The organism is Paenibacillus sp. Paensp38, from assembly GCF_059491915.1.
Genome location: NZ_CP168516.1, coordinates 4,634,209 through 4,652,782, shown reverse-complemented (window position 1 = coordinate 4,652,782; position 18,574 = coordinate 4,634,209). Strand labels below are relative to the sequence as shown.

Genomic DNA, 18,574 nt, shown 5'->3' with positions numbered 1-18,574 from the left:
TATTTTCGCATTCAGAGAGGATGGTTTAGGTGGCAGCAGCTGTAAAAGCAAAGATGATTGTAGACAAATCTTTTCGTATTGCTGAAGTCGATAAACGCATTTATGGCTCTTTTGTAGAGCATCTCGGGCGTGCCGTATATGGTGGCATTTACGAGCCTACTCATTCAACTAGTGATGAAAGCGGTTTCCGTAATGATGTTAAAGAGTTGGTAAAACAGCTTGATGTTCCTATTATACGCTATCCGGGAGGCAATTTTGTATCCGGTTACAATTGGGAGGACGGTGTCGGTCCTGTTGCGTCCAGACCTAGACAGTTGGAGCTGGCGTGGAGAACAGTCGAGCCGAATGAAGTGGGTACGAATGAATTTTTCAAGTGGGCCAAGGATGTAGGTTCCGAAGTCATGATGGCGGTTAATCTGGGTACACGCGGAATTGATGCTGCGCGTAATCTGGTGGAATATTGCAACCACACAGGCGGCTCCTATTGGAGTGATCTACGTCGTAGTCACGGGGTTGAGCAACCACATAAGATTAAAACTTGGTGTCTTGGTAACGAGATGGATGGCCCATGGCAGATTGGTCACAAGACAGCAGAAGAATATGGCCGTCTGGCTGTTGAATCTGCAAAAGCTATGAAGCTGATTGATCCTGACATTGAGCTTGTATCCTGTGGCAGCTCCAGTTCCACGATGCCAACGTTCCCGGAATGGGAAGCAACCACATTGGATCATACCTATGAGGTAGCCGACTATATTTCCTTGCATCAATACTACGGCAATCATGACAATGATACGGCTAATTATCTGGCACGCTCTATGGATATGGATCATTTTATCCATACGGTCATTTCGACTTGTGACTATATCAAAGCAAAGAAACGCAGCAAGAAGAAAATGATGCTCAGCTTTGACGAATGGAACGTATGGTACCACTCCAATGATGCGGACAAAAAAATTGATCCGTGGTCTGTGGCACCACCGCAGCTTGAGGATATCTATAACTTTGAGGATGCATTGTTGGTAGGCAGCATGTTGATCACGTTCCTGCGCCACGCGGATCGTGTGAAAATGGCTTGTCTCGCCCAACTGGTCAACGTTATTGCGCCAATCATGACCGAGAATAACGGAAAGGCGTGGAAACAAACGATCTTCTATCCGTATCTGCATGCCTCCCGTTATGGTCGTGGGATATCGCTGATGCCTGTCGTGGATTCGGAAAAATACGACTCCAAGGACTTCACAGACATCCCTTATCTGGACAGCGCTGTAGTTTATGATGAAGAGGGAGACGCGCTGACTGTCTTTGCAGTGAACCGTCATTTGTCTGAATCGCTGGAGCTGACAGTAGATGTACGCAGTTTTGAAGGCTACCGCATTGTCGAGCATACTGTATTGGAGCATGATGATCTTAAAGCGACCAACAGTCCAGCCGGTGAAAAAGTTACGCCTCACAACGGCGGTAACGCCAAGCTTGATGACGGAATTGTAAAAGCTCATTTGGGCAAAGCATCGTGGAACGTTATCCGTCTCGCTAAGTCTCATTAATTCTCTTCTGTAAAAGGGTACAGCTTCGACTGTACCTAAATAAGCTCGCATTCTCTCTTGTAAGAGTATTACAAGAGCGGCAATGCGAGCTTTTTGCGTAAAATGAGCCATTTGTCCCTCCATAGATATAGGGTTCTGAGAGAAGGGTGGATTTTAAATAAATATTATGTTTATTACTAAATTTAACTAGACAAAGATGACCTTTATTCACTAAGTGCTCGTACTCCGTACATTTTTATGAAGTTAATTAGACCCAGTGCCAGACTTCCCAGGTGAAAAAAGACCCTATTATGTCGTTGTCAACGTACTGATATCTGAAATGCAGGGTGTGCAATCCGACTTAAATCCACGTTATACTTTAAAAGACAGTCTATTTAAATCCAAATGGTGGTTGTAGTATTTCGAGAAAGGAATGATCTCTATGAGTCAAACAGACGAATATCGTTTTCAAGTGAACTTGGGCGGTATGATTGATATTTTGGCCAATCATTTATATAGCAGTCCACGAGTGTTTATACGTGAGGTTCTGCAAAATGCAACAGATGCGATCACGGCTCGCAAGGAGCTGCGGAAGGTTGCTACTGAAAGTAATGTATTAAAAGAAGACAAGACCCTTGAAGCTACAGCTTCTGAGAGTAACAACTATGAAGGCAAAGTCATCGTAGAGTTATCTGGTGCCGGGGAGCAACAGGTATTGATGATTCAGGATAACGGCATTGGGTTGTCAGAAGAAGACATTCACCGTTTTTTATCGATTATCGGTCAGTCTTCCAAGAAGGGAGCCGATTTGCTGGCTTCTGAGACTTCGTTTATCGGACGATTTGGGATTGGGTTGCTATCCTGCTTTATGGTGAGCGATGAAATTGTGGTGCTGACCCGCTCGGTGAAGGAAGGCGTCTCCATGGAATGGAGAGGGAAGCCGGATGGGACGTATACGATTCGTCGATTGGAGACCGAACTGCCTGTAGGAACGCAAATTTATTTGCGCTGCAAGCCGGGAAGTGAGTTTTATTATGAGCCGGCGCATGTAGAGGAGTCTTTATTCTATTATGGTGCGTTGCTGCCGTATCCGGTCATACTGTCTGTAGACGGGGAGACCAAGCGCGTCAATCTTCCATCGACGAGCTGGATGCAGGACCCAGAACAATTACGGAGCCGCCGTAGTGAGGTGCTAGATTTAGGCTATCGCCTGATGGGCGAGCGCTTCAGTGATTTTATACCGTTGCGGACGGCATCGGGCAGAACAGGCGGGATTGCATTCATTTTGCCTCGTAGTGTTAATCTGAACAGCAAGCGGCTGCACCGGGTGTACTTGAAGCATATGTTGGTGTCCGATAAGGCGGAAAATGTATTGCCAGAATGGGCATTCTTCATTAAAAGCCTGATTTGGACAGATGAATTGCAACCAACGGCATCACGTGAATATTTTTATGAAAATGAGCAGCTTGATGCGGTTCGTTCTGAATTGGGGACCTGTATTCGGGAAGAACTGCTACGCATGGCGGAATATGAACCAGACCGTTTGCAACACTGGATTCGTTTGCACGAGCTGTCCATGAAGGCGCTCGCGGTCGAGGATGATGAATTTCTGCGGATTATGCATCGCTGGTTTTCCTTCGAAAGTACATTTGGGCGGCGTGAACTGAGTGAACTGATCCGAGAGGCGGGCGGACGTCCGTTGCATTACACATCGACAGTAGATGAGTATCGTCAGATTACGCATGTGGCGGCGGCGCAATCCATGTTGGTGATCAATGGCGGCTATATTTATGATTCAGACATTTTGGAAAAGCTGCATTGGATTGACCCTAACCTGCAAACAGAGCGTCTTAGCCCTGAGGAAGTATCTCTATCATTTACCGGGCTAACACAGGAAGAGCGCGAGAATTATTACGGTGTACTACGTGTCATGGATGCTGCTTTGCAGCCAATGCGTTGTCGCGCTGAGTTGAAGCGTTTTGAGCCTGCGAGTTTGCCAGTATTGTATACCATTTCTCAGGATGCACTGACCTTGCGCTCCATGGAAAACACGGTTGAGGAGACAACCTCACTTTTTTCCAATGTGCTTGATAGTCTGAAAGCAGGAGTCCAGCAAAATTCGGGCTACTCCACTTTATACTTTAATCTGAACAACCCGGTGGTGGCCCGAATTCTTGAAGCTACCGATACGCAGATGGTTACGGCTGCTACAGAAATGATGTATGTGAATGCGCTTATGATGGGTCACTATCCGATGAACCGCAGTGAGCTAGGGCTGATGAACCGGAGTGTACTGCATTTTATCAATTGGGGATTAGGGAACGGACAGAATACGTAATTGCGTAATTAAGGGAGGATTCAAATGGAAGAGACAATATATGAATTGATGGAGCAGGCGCAGGATATGCCCGGAGGGGCGGCAAAGCTGGCGATTCTGGAAGAGGCTGTTCGCTTGGCAGACACTTCCGGATTGAAGGAACTCGCTTATGAAATTCGGGGAGAGATTGTAGACTGCGCTATTTTTAACGGATACCCATTGAAGTCGCTGATTGCTTTTTCGTGGCAGTTGGGCCAATTTGATCAAAATCCAGAGGAATACGACGCAGATGAGCTGTTGTGGAATTACAAATGGATACTTGGGAAGGTGTGCAGCTTTTCCAATATATCGAAGACTCAAATAGAAGATCTGGCGGAGGATATGCGCAGACGTTATGCCGAATACGGGTATAATGAGCGTCCATATTACTATTATAAGTTCCGCATCGCGATGGACATGGGAAATCTGGAAGAAGCACGGCGATATCTGGATACCTTCCGCTTGATCGAACGGGACAGTATGAGTGATTGTGAAGCCTGCGAGCAGAGCCAGATGGTGCGGTTCTACTACTTGGCCGGAGAGGATGAGCAGGCGCTTGCCGTGGCAAAACCGATTTTGTCGGGTCGTATGAGATGTGCAGAAGTGCCGCATGTGACGCTCTCGCAGGTGCTATTGCCGCTTTATCGTCAAGGCGAGGTTGATCAGGCAAAGGAGCAGCATCGTAAAGGCTATCGCCTAGTCCGGGATGACCGTGACTTTCTGAAAACGATAGCAGAGCATATCGAATATTTGACGATTGCTGATCCGGTTCAAGGGATCGAAGTGGTAGAGCGTCATCTACATATGGCGCTAGACTATGAGAGCGGGCTGGAGCAGATGTATTTTTACGCGACGATGGTGAGTCTGCTGCAAAAGTTGGATACTTCGGGAGAAAAACGGTTGATCCGGTTGCCGGCTTCCTTGGAATGGGGGAAAGAGGAGCGCACATTGACGGAAATCATTGCGTATTTTAGGCCACTGGCAGAGTCAGCGGCGGCTGATTTTGATCGACGGAACGGGAATACGTTTTATTCCGAGTGGATCGGGAAAATTGTTCAAACGGCATAGAAGAAGTGTAGCTGTGACGAATATTTTATACTGCCCAAACAATGAGCAGGTATAATGTTCCTGTGAAATGACAGGAGGGGTTATGTGGTGACTGTAACCGGAAAGGTGATTAATTTCGCACACCGCGGAGCTTCAGGTGTATGTCCTGAGAATACGATGGCGGCATTCCGCCACGCCTTGGAACTGGGAGCAACAGGTATAGAAACGGATGTGCAGCGTACCCAAGATGGGCATCTGGTGCTGATTCACGATGAGTCGCTGAAGCGTACGACAGGTTGCTCACTGGATGTAAGGGATATTACGCTGGAAGAATTAAATAAATTGGATGCGGGCGGCTGGTTTGGTGAGAAATTCCGAGGTGAGCGGGTCCCTATGCTGGATGAGCTACTGGAACTAGCCCAGTCCTCCTCGAATACAATAATTAATTTAGAGTTGAAAAATAGCATTTATCTCTATCCGGGAATGGAGGAAGAGGTCATTGCTACCGTGAAGCGTTTTGGATTAGAACAGCGGGTAATCATATCCAGCTTTAATCACGAATCGCTGGCGCTCTGTGCGCAGCTTGCTCCTGAAATCAAGACGGGGGCGCTGTATATCGAAATTATGGTCCGCCCATCCGAGTATGCCACCCAATTCGGGGTTACCGCACTTCATGCCTACAAACAAGTGGTTACACCAGAAGCTGTATCAGAGGCTTTGGCATTAGGCGTCGTCTACCACCCATGGACGGTGAATGAGCCAGAAGAAATGAAGCGTCTGCTAGAGGCCGGGGTAAACGGCATTATCACGGACTATCCTGATCGGTTGGCGCACTTATTGGCTGTCCGCTCTTCCTAGGTTGAAGACACAGTGGAACTGCAACTAAGGTTTGCAGGGATATGAGCGTGGCTATTTATTGAAGAAAAAGACTCTCCTGTACGCACTCGTTTTTACGAGGCGAGGGAGAGTCTTTTTTGCCCTAAGCCGAAGAGCGTATCATCCACGATGGCCTTGATTCCTTTCTACTTGATGCCGAGCCGCATACGATAGCTGAACAGAATGTCTAGTGTTCTGCCCTGAAAATGATTCTCTACCAGGTTCACGAAGCGGGCTACATCGCCGTCAAGCGTTCTATTGCCAAGTTTTAAGAGACTTTGAATACCCCCTTGGCTGAGAGCGAGCCCTGTATAACGAGCTGCGTCACACTGCTCACGGTTGTGGAAAACAATCTCCCGGGTATATCGGAATTGCCCGCTGCGGTGCAGATTAGCTAAATGCTGATCCTTGCTCCATTTATGAGCTTGCTGCTCTACTGGGGCTTCCTGTTCCAAAAGGGTATCCGCTTTGGTGATAAGCTCTGTATAAGCTTGCTCTATCTGCCATTGCAGCACCGGAGGCCAGTCACAGTCAAAGGCTGCGAACACGCCGCCCTGAGCCAAGACCCTGCCCGCTTCCTGAAGCGTGCTCTCGGGGTCCATCCAGTGAAAGGATTGAGAGCAGGTGATGACGTCTACAGTTCCGTCCTCAAAGGGCAGGTTGTTGGAGAACCCGCTTTTGAAGGAAATGGTTCCTGCCTTTGTCGTTCCTGCTGTCTCCAGCTTGTGCTGCGCTTTTCCTCTCATGTCCGAGTTAGGCTCGATACCGACGACTTGCCGAGCGGCGTTTTCCCATATGAAAGTTGAAAGTCCTGTACCGCAGCCAATATCGGCAACGAGCTCTACGTTTCGCTCCAGATAGCGGCTGACGATTTCCACGACGAGTGACGGTGCTTCCGGGCGGTGCTGATCGTAGTTGTCGGCAAAACCGCTAAAACGATCTACGTTGCTTTGCAGATTTCCCTCAGGTATTATAGGTCCTCTTCCTCCTTAGTTTCGACCGGGCGGCCGAGCAGATTCAAATGCTGCTGTACTCCTACATTGTACAGGTTTACATGTTCATCCATCTACTCTCGTGATTTCACAGCACCCGTCGGATTTCGGAGGGGAAATTCCCTATTTTATCATTGAAGCAAGCGCCCACTCGCGCATCATGGAGTCAAGCATTGGACGCAAATCTTCGCGTTGCATACCCATGTGGAGCACGGCTTCCAGATATCCAGCTTTATCTCCAATATCATAACGTGTGCCTTCCAGTTCCAATGCGAGCAGTTGGTTCTGCAATGCTACCTGATGGAGTGCGTCTGTCAATTGATATTCACCGCCTGCCCCAGTGGACAGGTTTTCCAATATAGAGAAAATGGAAGGCTCCAATACATACCGACCAATGACTGCCTGCCGCGAAGGGGCATCTGCCGGAGAAGGTTTTTCAACAAGCCCGCCGACTTCGTGGATGAGACCGTTCTGGTGAGTAGAGTCAATAATGCCGTATTTACTCACATCTTGTTCTTCCACCGTGCGCACGCCGACCACTTGCTTGCCAGTCGCCTCGTAGACATCCATCATTTGACGGATCGCCGGGGTGGAGGAATTCATAATATCATCGCCCAGCAACACGGCAAATGGTTCATCGCCGATGAACTGACGAGCGCAGCTTACCGCGTGTCCCAAGCCGAGAGGTTCTTTTTGACGGATATAGTGAATGACTGCTTTACCCCCGATGCTTTGAACTTCACGCAGAAGATCGTATTTACCTTTGCTCTCCAGTACCTGCTCCAACTCCACAGACTTGTCAAAATGATCCTCGATGGCTTTTTTATTACGCCCCGTTACGATAATGATGCTCTCAATTCCGGACTTGATAGCTTCTTCTACGATATATTGAATAGCCGGCTTGTCTACGATGGGAAGCATCTCTTTCGGTAAAGCTTTCGTAGCTGGTAGAAAACGGGTTCCTAATCCGGCGGCTGGAATAACAGCTTTTGTAATTTTTCTCATAGAAACTCACTTTCCTTTCGGGATGGGGAACCAAATACCCAGTATCGGCTCCCGATATAATTGATGATCATTCCGGCTGCGGTGGCGATCAGCTTGTCTAAAGCAAGTGGCAACTCGGTTCCCGTGTGGAGCACTTGCAGTAATAGGGAGGTTATCCCTAATACGACCAGGTTGATGACGATAAATTTGGGTAATTGACGCTTATTTGTGTCGTTTGATAGTTGTTTGTTGAATGTCCATTTGCTGTTCAAAATATAACTGTTGGCTGTGCCGCAGCTGTACGAAATGATCTGCGCTACAATGACCGGCACTCCGCCCCAAGCTAGCAGCATAAAAATAATATAATCTACGCCTGTATTCACCAGACCTACAATGCCAAATCGAATCATAGGAAGCAGCTGGGCCATGCGACTTTTCATAGTTTAGGCTCCATGACCGGATTTGGGTCCGGTATATACCGCACTGTTGCCGCGCACTGTGCGTCCTGCCGAAATCAGGCTTTCACGGGCTCCTTGCATGTACAGGGACTCGCGTGGTTCAGGGGCCTTCATAGCATGTGTCGGACCGTTTTCGTATTGTCCACCCAGATGCTCACGGACAATGTATAGCGGACGTGCTTTGGTTTCGTCATAAATCCGTCCAACATATTCACCCATAATACCGAGAATGATGAGGATCACCCCGTCGAAAATCAGGCTGATGCTAATCATAGACGACCAGCCCTTCATCACGTAGGAGTCGGTGAAAAAGTTGAGAAACAGTACGTACATCAGATACAGGAAGCCGGACATGGAGAGAAGTGCACCGATATACCCTGCCAGCTTGAGCGGCTTAATCGAAAAGGATGTGATCCCGTCCAGACTGAGCTTGATCATTCGTTTCAACGGATACTTGGTCTCGCCCGCGAGCCGCTCGTCGCGCTCATATTCTACAGCAGTTTGTTTGAATCCGATCCAGCTGACCAGTCCACGAACGAATCGGTTATTTTCCGGCAGCCGTTTCAATTCTTCTATGACCTTACGATCCATTAGGCGGAAGTCCCCGGTGTCGACCGGGATATTAATGTCCGTTGATGCTTTAAGTACACGGTAGAAGAGGCTGGCAGACCATTTCTTGAAGCGAGTTTCGCCATTGCGTTTGAGCCGTTTGGCGTAGACCACTTCATAGCCTTCCTTCCACTTGTTAGCCATCTCAACAATCAGTTCCGGCGGGTCTTGGAGGTCGGCGTCAATGACGACGACCGCCTCCCCCACCGCATAATCCATCCCGGCGGTAATCGCTAGCTGATGACCAAAATTGCGAGAGAAATCAATCAATACAATGGTGTCATCTCTGAGACTGAATTCCTTGATCAATTGGACGCTGCGGTCCGAACTTCCATCATTTACGAAGATCAGCTCGTAGGGCTCACCCATTGAGCCCATGACTTGTTTCAGCCTCCGGTAGGTTTCCGTAATAACAGCTTCCTCGTTGTACATCGGAATAACTATGGAATAACGGATGGGTTCACTCATTCGTAGTTCCTCCTCATTTATAATGTGATTTCGTATAAAGTACCGCTTCCGCCACGATCGTCTCCGCCAGGGCCACCTTGACCATCCTGGGCGTTCGCATTGCTGTTCGTCGTGTCGCTTCCGCTCTCGGTGGCTTTAACGTCTGTACTTGTTTCGTCTGCTGTTGTTTTCCATTCATCTGTAGGGATCAACTTGCCGTGTTCTTTGATCCATGCAGTGACTTCAGAGTTACCGCCGTCCGGTCCGCCGCCTCCACCAGAAATCATGAAGTACTTCACTTGTCCGCTTTCGACCAGCGCCTTGATTTTATCGACGGTATAGACTGGATCGTAGGATACAAAACCGTTCATAATAATTACTTTTTGTCCGGCCTCGACCAGGTAAGGAGCAGCCGTTGAATAATTACTTGCTGCGAAAAGGTAGGTTTCACCTGTGTTATTTTTTTGCAAATAGCTCAACGTTTTTTGATCTAAACTTTGGCTACCGTTGGGTCCTCCCATTCCTCTGGAACGGGTAGAAGATTTTTGCTCCGTGTCTGTACTTGTTTGTGTGCTTGAAGTATTTCCATCAGGACTGGAATTCTCTGCATTATTGGTCTGGTTATTCGTTTGAGTTCCTTCGGCTTGTTGTCCATTGGCGCTCTGACCTCTATTGCGATCATTGCCGCCCGGCATTCCGCCACCGCCACCGCCGCCAAATTGAGTGGGTCCGGCTTGTGGAATCATGCTGTTCCCTCCGTAGATGATCGGTGTCAATGCCCAATATGCAGGACCGATAAACATAGCGAGTACACTTGCAATGATGGCGAACCTTGTGAACTTCTCAGATTTCATTCGTGCCACTACCTGCAGCACCGTGCCGATGATCCCTAAGATCAATACCGTGATGGACCAGCCGCTGCCAATGGTATCGTTGTAATTTTGCAAAACAAACCAGCTAAATACCGAGGTTGCCAATACTGCTGCGGGTAACAGCCAGGAGAGCCAGTTGGAACGCTCACGATACTGCTTCCACAATTCTACGAATCCTGCTCCAAAGAGCGCTGCAATTGGTGGCGCGAGCATAATCAGGTAATAATGATGAAAGAATCCTGCTACGCTGAAAAATGCAGCTACGGGAATCAACCAGGTCAGCCAGAAGATGACCTCTTTGTGTTTTTGTGTGATATTACGACGTCGAGTGCTTGCAAGCAGGCCGATGGAAGCAATTAATGCAAATGGAAGCAGCCAGCTGGCTTGACCTGACAGGGAGGATTGGAACAACCGTAAAGGTCCTTTTTCGCCAGTACCGAACATGCCTCCACCAGAATTCCCTCCCGGTCCACCGCCTGGACCGCCCTGACCACCTTGCCCGTCTCCAGGACCACCTTGTCCGTTGCCGCCAAATCCACCCGGTGGCATTTGACCACCTGCACCCATGTTGTTGGCACCTGAGTCATCCGTAGAAGTAGTGCTGTCCAATGATGTGGTCGTCTGAGCCTGATCCGTGTTTGTGTTGCTGCTATTCGTTGCAGCGTTATTGTTCCGATCCGTACGTTCTCCGCCACGATTGCCACCTGTACCCTGATCTCCTGTCAGACGGGACAGGCCGTTATAACCAAAGGCCAAATTCAGCACAGAGTTCGTACCGCTACTCCCCATATAAGGGCGTTCATCTGCCGGAGTAGAGTCCACTACGACTGCCCAAGAGAGTGATACGATCAGGAGGACAACTGCTGATCCTACCAGTGTTGCTGCTTTTCGCTTCCAGTTAAACTTGGAAGCCAGCAGATAGAACAGACCCAGTGCGGGAACGATCATATAGGCTTGTAACATTTTTTCGTTAAAGGCGATGCCTACGACTGCGAAAGCAGCAAGGATCAGCCCGGTTTTGCTATTTCTAAGGCCTCTGAACAATAGCCATGTTGCGAGCAACAGTGTGAAAACCAACATAGCGTCGATGTTATTCGTGCGGCTAACCGCTACGGCTATCGGTGTCGTTGCCATAGCGAAGGCGGCCAAACGTGCGGCCATCGTACCGAAGCTCGGTTTGACGAGCAAGTAAACGAGCAAGACCGATCCGACCTGAGCCAGCGCCTGTGGCAAGATAACGCTCCATCCGTGAAGTCCGAATATATAGGCGCTCAGTGTCTGAATCCAGAACACTACAGGGGGTTTGTCTACCGTTACCGATCCGGCAGAATCAAGTGAGGCGAAAAAGAAGTTGTGAAAGCTTTGTAGCATGCTTGCTACGGCCGTCGTGTAGTAGGTGTTTACATATTTGTCTTGCCAGATGTTGTATCCGTTCAAAAATGCGGATATCAGCATAATGATGATCAGGGGGATGTCCGCCCTGGTCTTAAACCATTTCTTAATCATGTTCATTCCACTCCCTGTAAAATTCTTTGTATTTATTCCGTTGTTCTAGCCGCTATCTTCAGGACTGCGGAATGACCAGTCGCTTCCGATCTTGGCCCGGTGAACTACCGGCTTGCTATTATCATGCCAGACCTACCTTAATTGGTTCTGAGCGCTCCCTGAACGTTAGCTGAAAGCTGAGCAGGGGTGCTTTTTTTGCGACAGGATTCAGGTATATTAGATACAGGTGAAAATGAATCGACTTTTATATGAGAAAAATGCAGCAACATGAAAGGGAAGATGAATAATGAATCCAATACACGGAGTTAAAATTATGCTGGCAGATGATGAGCCTCATATTTTGCAATTTTTAGAGCTTGGACTGATTAATGAAGGATATGAAGTCAGAACCGCCGAGAACGGGAGTCAAGCGCTCGATTTGGCAAAAGAGTTTCGCCCGCATGTAGCGGTGCTGGATGTGATGATGCCGGAAATGAACGGTTTTGAGGTGTGCCAAAGTCTCAAGGAGACGGAGGATAACATCGCGGTCATTATGCTGACTGCCAAGGATGATGTCGACGATCGGGTAAAGGGATTAAAACTCGGCGCGGATGATTATGTTGTAAAACCCTTCAGTTTTAATGAGCTGCTGGCTCGCATTGAAGCGCGCTTGCGCAATCAGTTCCCCGATCTGCTGGGAGAAGTGGTTCACGGCCCCTTTCAAGTGGATGATCGACGGAAGGAAATCCGTTATCAGAGTCAGGTGCTGGAACTGTCGCCTACCGAATATGAACTATTGAAGTTTTTGGTGTTGAATCACGGGATTGTGTTAAGTAAAAGTCGTATTCTGGACCGGGTATGGGGGTACGATTTTGGAGGCGAGGATAATATTGTTGAGGTGTACATTCGCTCCTTGCGTGAAAAACTCAAAGACAAGGAGCACCGGGTCATTCGTACGCTGCGCGGTGTGGGATACCGGGTGGATCTGCTATGAAGGCGGGCGGGAAAAGTCGGAGAAAATATGCACTCCGTTCTCTCCGATCCCAGCTTTTGGCCAGAACGTTACTCATTTTGGCTTTGTTGCTTGTATTGATTGGTTTTCTACAATATTTTCTGATGAAAGATTTTCTGTATCGCAGTCGGGCAGAAGCCATGAATACACAGCTGAATTCAATTCCTGCCGATTTATTGATTAAGGATTCGCAGGAAAAGAGCGGGGCTGGGGTAACCGTTCCTCAAGATGAGTCCAATCGAAGGAGTAATCGACCGGGACCGTTTCTGTTTTGGCCGGATATGTCGCTTGCTTCTATAGGTATAGACGGTACCTTCCAGAGCTTGTCCAATGAAAATGGACTTAAACCGCCGCGTCTCACCACTCAGCAGTATCAAGCAATGCAGCAGAGTAAGCGCATGCGTCACGGCTATCAATTAATCACGGATGCCCAGGGGAAAGAGCAACTGGTTGTATTCCGTCCGCTTGGTCCACCTGACCGTTCTTCCGGTTTACTTCAAATGGGCGTATCCACGACTTCTATGCAAGAGCAGTTGATTAACCAGCTCCGCACCTTTATTTTATTGTCTCTGATTGCACTTGCGATTGGGTTGGCGCTTATGCTTCCGGTGCTGCGCCGCACGTTGGTACCCCTTTCCAGGATGGTTGAGGCAGTCAAACGTATTGATGCCGGCAATCTGGCCGAGCGCTTTGATGCAGAGCAGGGGCAGTATGAGGTGGATCGTTTGGCGGTTTCATTTAACGGAATGCTGGAACGGCTGGAGCATTCTTTTGCAGCCGAACGGGAATTGCAGATGCAGATGAGACGATTTATTGCGGACGCCTCCCATGAACTGCGCACCCCGCTCACGTCTATTCACGGCTTCTTGGAAGTGTTGCTTCGTGGAGCTGCATCCAATCCGAAGCAGCTCCAATCAGCATTAGAAAGTATGTATGGTGAATCCAAGCGGATGAATAAGCTTGTCTCTGACTTGCTATTGTTGGCTAAGCTGGATCGAACACCGGAGTTAAAGCTGGAAGACATACCATTAGATGCGTTGCTGCTGGAAATGAAACCGCAGCTTCTTATGCTAGCAGGTACACGTAAAGTGGTTTTTGATATGACGGCAGGTATACGGGTATTGGCAGAAGGGGATAAAATCAAGCAGGTCGTGCTCAATCTGTTTCACAATGCGGTTCAGCATACCGATATGGAAAGAGGTGTAATCCAGGTAAACCTGTCTGCAGGTAAGAAGTTGGTGGATATCCAAATTCGTGATAACGGGCCAGGCATGAGTAAAGAACAGCTGGAGCGGATATTTGAGCGTTTTTATCGTGGAGATGAATCGCGTACACGTAGCTCAGGCGGGGCGGGTCTTGGTCTGGCCATTACACAGTCTATCGTGGAAGCACACGGCGGGAACATTACAGCCGAAAGCACCCTGGGAACGGGAAGTGTATTCAAAGTAACGCTACCTTTAGCGGGAACAGTATAGTATTGCAGATTATGGCGTAACATAGAAATAGCCCCCCGAACCGCAGCTTTGGTTATAACACGGCTCGGGAGGCTTTTTAATTGTTAGTTAATCAGCGCAGCTTTTTGTAAGAGCACATGCAGCACCTTGGCAGATGCCTCACGGGTTGTAGGTGCATTCGGCTGGAAGTAGGAGGAGCCTTTAATCGCTTCTCCGTTAATGATGCCTGCTGCACTTACTTTTTCAATACTGTCCTTGGCATAGCCTGCAAAGGATGAAGCATCATGGTACGGTGTACGTGCAGGGCCATCGGCTGCTGCTTTGATTTGAAGCAGGTCTATAGCTTTACCCAGCACGACAGCAATTTCTTGACGACTGATATTAGCATTCGGATCGAACTTGTCGCTGCTGCGGCCCGTAATCAATCCAGCTTCATAAGCGGCTGCCACATCGCCGGAGTACCAGCTACCTGCCGGGATATCACTGAATGGTCCAGCAGTACCTGGTGTCAGGCCGAGTGCCCGGGTTACCAGGGCTGCAAATTCTGCACGTGTCACGTTCTTCTTCGGTGAGAAAGTCGTGTCGGTCGTACCGTTGATCAGCAACTTGTTCGCCAGCGATTGAATTTCGGATTGGGCATACGACGATGAAATATCTTCAAAGCTAACGGGACGTGTCGCCGCTGCATACGTCGAGAAGCCCAGACGGCTTACCTTGACGACGGTAGATCCATCAGCCTGCTTGGTGAAGACGGATGGAACGGGATAGACATTTCCGTTTGCCGTATAGAGTACACCGGCTGTATTGGAATCAATTTGACCAGGTACTGTAAAAGATCTGCTAATAAACTGTCCTGGAGCAACTTTGAGCGATTGACTCTTGCCACCAGTGACAACGTTAGCTTCAAACCCTACCGGGGTGCCGATCACATTGGAGCCTTTCAGCTTGCCTGTAAATGTACCGCTCGCCTCTGCTTGGCTGCTGATGATCACTTCAATGCCTGCACCAGCAGGAACATTTTTCAGAGCGGATACTGGCAAAGCCAGAGAGGAGCCTGTATTGCTTACAATCAAGCTGCTTCCTGCTGCAGCCTTGCCCAGCGTTACCAGTTGTGTGGAAGTGAGCGATGCTTTCGTCGTTTGGCCTGCTTGGCTAGTAGCCGACAGTACAATAGCTGTCGGGCTGGAACCTGCTGCTGTCACGGCAGCCTGCAAATCTGCATCGGTTACTGTCAGCGACTGTACATTATTGTTCAATGCAACGGCTGTAGTGACAGTTTTAACAGCCTGTCCTTGCTTCACTACGCTTTGAAGTGAAGGAGCAGATGTAGGAACAGGGGTGGATGTGTTCGTTGCAGCAGAAGGTGTAGTATTGCTTCTGCCGCCACCTCCACCACCTCCGCCTCCACCACTACCGCTGGATGCGGCGCTATTATCCACACGAATAGCTTTAGTGGCGGTGAACAGTTTAGGGCCATCGGTATTGCGTTCAACTTCGCCCTTTTCATTCAGTTCAGGAGAACTGACTTCCAGCTTGTACACGCCATCTTTCAAGTGTTGAATAACGGGTTGACCATTAGCATCCAGCACAGGCTTGCCATTGTCATCTAATTCCACGTAACTTCCGTCAATACCCTTAAAGGAATATACGCCTTGTTTGAGGCGAGCGTTAGCTCCTTGTTCTTTGGAAGTCGTTATTCCATCAATCAGACCGATCAATTTATCATCTACGCCGTATACATAAAGCGCGATCTGGTTGGTTTTATCTGTGGTCAGGCGGAAAGCCAAATCTGTTGAGCGCTGAGCACCTGTCCGACTTGGGTAAATAATCGGGTTGGTAACACTCAGGTCCTGCAAGCCAAAGCCTGTCGTTGGATTTTCTTTGCCCACATGAACGACGAACGGCAAATGTAGTGTTGGCAGTCCGGCGCTTTTCAGAATAACTTCCCCTTCATATACACCTGTGGCTGCACCCGAATTTGGTTGCACAGACAGGAAGAACGGTTGCGATTTACCCGGTTCTGCCGAAATTGCTCCATTCGCGCCAACACCTTGCAACTGAACGGCAATGTTGCTCACGTCAGGTGTAGCAATCGGCTTAGTTGGATCAGAGGTTACATTATCATGTAACACGGTGCTGGCTTCATATTGCACAGTGTTAGCCGACAAGTTTTTGAGTTGAAGCTGAATCTGCTTCGCATCACTACCAGGTCGTAACACCCCGAAGCTGGCGGAAGGATTGTAATTCACAACCTCCTGCCGATTAAAGTTTTTGTCGAGAATCGTAATCTTTTCGACGGTTTCCAGCAGGGCTGGCGTCTGAATCGCATTAGCGATGTTTACAAGGCCTGCACCTTGGGAATACACATCATATTGGATTTTATCCTCATCAAAGAGTGTAACCGAAGTGTTTGCCAGAGCAGCGCGGATATCAAACGGTGTCCAGTTCGGATGTTGCTGCTTCAGCAACACGGCAAGTCCAGCCACATGCGGAGATGCCATACTCGTTCCGTTGCTGCGTTTGTAAGCTTGCTCATAGGATGCATCCGGATAGAACTTGGCGAAGGCAGGGTAGGTTGACATGATGCTAACCCCTGGTGCGCTCACGTCCGGCTTGATGCTCAGCAGTTCATCGCCATTGGGTCCGCGGGAGCTAAATCCGGCCATGGTATTACCAGGATTGTCAGTACGATGATACTCTTCTCCAAAAGCAATAAAGAATTTTTGTTTGTGGTTTTGGCTTTCAATGATTTGTCTTGCCAGTGCTCTACCTTCTTTTCCTGTCATGTCAAAGGTAGGGATATAATCTACATTGTCTCCTTGATTCGAATTAATGTAACCATCGTAACCAGGGATAGCTTCACTCAGATTGGCTCGTGTGCTGTCGCCAGATTTCGCTTGACCATTAAAAATAATAATAGCCTTTGCACCATTTTGTTGTGCGTTTGCGATCTTGTCTACGAAGCCCAAGACGCCACGCGATACGATCACAACCTTATCTTTTACATCTTTAGAAGTGAAATCATCTGGATATCCCAAATTGGCATAAACCAATTCCAATGGTTCTGTCCCCATAATAGAAGAAAAATCCTCATGAAAAGTTTGCCAAGCCATCATATTAAAATTGTAATAGGTATCTGATGTAACTGTTAAAGGCTTTTCATCATTACCATAGGTTACAAGATTGACGGATGCTTTATTTGAATAGCTATGGCTCGGGGAAGTGGCTGCACCGACGGAAATCGCCAGCTGGGATGTTGCGGGAGAACCCATGGAATAAAAGTAGGGTCCTTGTTGGGCCGCATTACCATTCGCTATGACCGCGACTACGCCGGAAAGTACAGCATTATTAATAGCAATGGAATCCGGGGAGTTCGGGTCCTTTTCGGAATCCGAGCCCAGCGACAGGTTAATGACGTTCATACCATCTTTGACAGCACGTTCAATACCATCAATGACCTGTGCGGAGGAACCGGAGGAGCGACCCGTCTTGGTATTGCGTCCAAGCACTTTATACACGTATAAGTCCGATTTATAGGCAATACCCTTTTGCACAATATCCGAGGATTTATTGGCGGCTTTACCAGCAATTGTGCCAGAGACGTGAGTACCATGTGTCGTTCCGCTAAAACCTGTGCCGAATGGATCATTCTCCTTTTCGAGGAACGGTTCCTCGTAAGGGTCGTTGTCCTGTTCAAAAGAGTCATATCCGCCTTTGTAGGCTTCTTTCAAGTCCGGATGCTCATAATCGATACCGGTATCAATAACCCCGACCTTGATTCCCGCGCCATTCAATCCTTTGGCCCAGGCTTCAGGAACACCAATCTGGTCCAGCGGTGCGTTATCATAAGTGGCTTCACTGGCTGTAAGTGTTGGCGGGTCCTGTACGGGGATGGAATAATACGTTTTGTTTTCATGAATGGATTTTACGCCTGGCAGTTTAGCCAGTTCTGGAATCTTATTGGCTGGCAGTGTGACCTCCAAGCCGTTAAGCACCGTGTTGTACTGGTAATTCACCTGAAGAGAAATACCATGCTCAGCGGCTTGGTCTACGAACGTAGTTTGCTCAGTGGCAATCGCGGATTCCGCTTTTTGCTCAGATTGAGCTGTAAAAGCTTGGACGCCTGAACGTGCTGCATATTTGTCCACGGCTAAGGGCTCACCATCAAGCTGTACGATGACTCTGACCTGACGGGAAGAATCTGTGCTGAGCTCTGGCGAAATGAAGGCCGGAGCCGCCTCAATAGTCAATGCTTGCTGAGCTTCCAGAAATGAGTTGATTTGCAGATCTGCGCTAGCAGCAGAACTGACAGACGGCAGAGACAAGCTTACCGTCAAGGCAAGAGCGAGTGATACGACAGGTATTTTTTGCAAAATGATCGGCTTTTTCAAAGATTTCCCTCTTTTCAATCAAAATATGATATCTCTACATACTAGGATTTGAAGCCACTGCCGTTATT

The 18,574-nt window shown here is 48.4% G+C and carries 12 protein-coding genes; 6 read left to right on the top strand and 6 right to left on the bottom strand.

Annotated elements, in window-relative coordinates:
- Positions 1-29 precede the first annotated feature (29 nt).
- The 4 genes from arfA (at position 30) to ACEN8J_RS20590 (ending at position 5,784) form a co-directional block, all read left to right on the top strand.
- Complete coding sequence (gene arfA / locus ACEN8J_RS20605) at positions 30-1,544, top strand: arabinosylfuranosidase ArfA (protein ID WP_039274274.1); 1,515 nt, start codon at positions 30-32, stop codon at positions 1,542-1,544.
- A gap of 421 nt (positions 1,545-1,965) precedes the next feature.
- Complete coding sequence (locus ACEN8J_RS20600; protein ID WP_165149180.1) at positions 1,966-3,861, top strand: HSP90 family protein; 1,896 nt, start codon at positions 1,966-1,968, stop codon at positions 3,859-3,861.
- Between the two features lie 24 nt (positions 3,862-3,885).
- A complete protein-coding gene (locus tag ACEN8J_RS20595; protein ID WP_029516835.1) occupies positions 3,886-4,947 on the top strand; it encodes a hypothetical protein in 1,062 nt (353 codons plus the stop codon).
- A gap of 87 nt (positions 4,948-5,034) precedes the next feature.
- Positions 5,035-5,784: a glycerophosphodiester phosphodiesterase gene (locus tag ACEN8J_RS20590; protein ID WP_209949951.1), complete on the top strand. Its 750-nt coding sequence runs from the start codon at positions 5,035-5,037 to the stop codon at positions 5,782-5,784.
- 164 nt (positions 5,785-5,948) lie between these two features.
- On the opposite strand, the gene ACEN8J_RS20585 is transcribed toward ACEN8J_RS20590, so the two are convergent.
- The 5 genes from ACEN8J_RS20585 to ACEN8J_RS20565 form a co-directional block, all read right to left on the bottom strand.
- On the bottom strand, positions 5,949-6,776 hold the full coding sequence (locus ACEN8J_RS20585) for a class I SAM-dependent methyltransferase (RefSeq protein ID WP_029516833.1): 828 nt from the start codon (positions 6,774-6,776) through the stop codon (positions 5,949-5,951).
- A 141-nt stretch (positions 6,777-6,917) separates the two neighbouring features.
- A complete protein-coding gene (gene galU / locus ACEN8J_RS20580) occupies positions 6,918-7,799 on the bottom strand; it encodes a UTP--glucose-1-phosphate uridylyltransferase GalU (protein WP_023986636.1) in 882 nt (293 codons plus the stop codon).
- Positions 7,796-8,218, bottom strand: coding sequence for a GtrA family protein (locus tag ACEN8J_RS20575; protein ID WP_029516832.1), 423 nt, complete (start codon positions 8,216-8,218; stop codon positions 7,796-7,798). The genes galU and ACEN8J_RS20575 overlap by 4 nt, the downstream gene beginning before the upstream one ends.
- Before the next feature lie 3 nt (positions 8,219-8,221).
- Complete coding sequence (locus ACEN8J_RS20570; RefSeq protein WP_029516831.1) at positions 8,222-9,313, bottom strand: glycosyltransferase family 2 protein; 1,092 nt, start codon at positions 9,311-9,313, stop codon at positions 8,222-8,224.
- Positions 9,314-9,330: 17 nt separating this feature from the next.
- Positions 9,331-11,670 (bottom strand): glycosyltransferase family 39 protein, encoded by a 2,340-nt coding sequence (locus ACEN8J_RS20565; RefSeq protein ID WP_495593904.1) that lies wholly within the window; start codon positions 11,668-11,670, stop codon positions 9,331-9,333.
- 286 nt (positions 11,671-11,956) lie between these two features.
- Between ACEN8J_RS20565 and ACEN8J_RS20560 the strand changes: the two genes are divergently transcribed.
- Both ACEN8J_RS20560 and ACEN8J_RS20555 read left to right on the top strand, forming a co-directional pair.
- Positions 11,957-12,643 (top strand): response regulator transcription factor, encoded by a 687-nt coding sequence (locus ACEN8J_RS20560; protein ID WP_029516829.1) that lies wholly within the window; start codon positions 11,957-11,959, stop codon positions 12,641-12,643.
- On the top strand, positions 12,640-14,136 hold the full coding sequence (locus ACEN8J_RS20555; RefSeq protein ID WP_209949955.1) for a sensor histidine kinase: 1,497 nt from the start codon (positions 12,640-12,642) through the stop codon (positions 14,134-14,136). Before ACEN8J_RS20560 ends, ACEN8J_RS20555 begins: the two co-directional genes overlap by 4 nt.
- Before the next feature lie 83 nt (positions 14,137-14,219).
- On the opposite strand, the gene ACEN8J_RS20550 is transcribed toward ACEN8J_RS20555, so the two are convergent.
- Complete coding sequence (locus ACEN8J_RS20550; protein ID WP_318628200.1) at positions 14,220-18,506, bottom strand: S8 family serine peptidase; 4,287 nt, start codon at positions 18,504-18,506, stop codon at positions 14,220-14,222.
- Between the last annotated feature and the right edge of the window lie 68 nt (positions 18,507-18,574).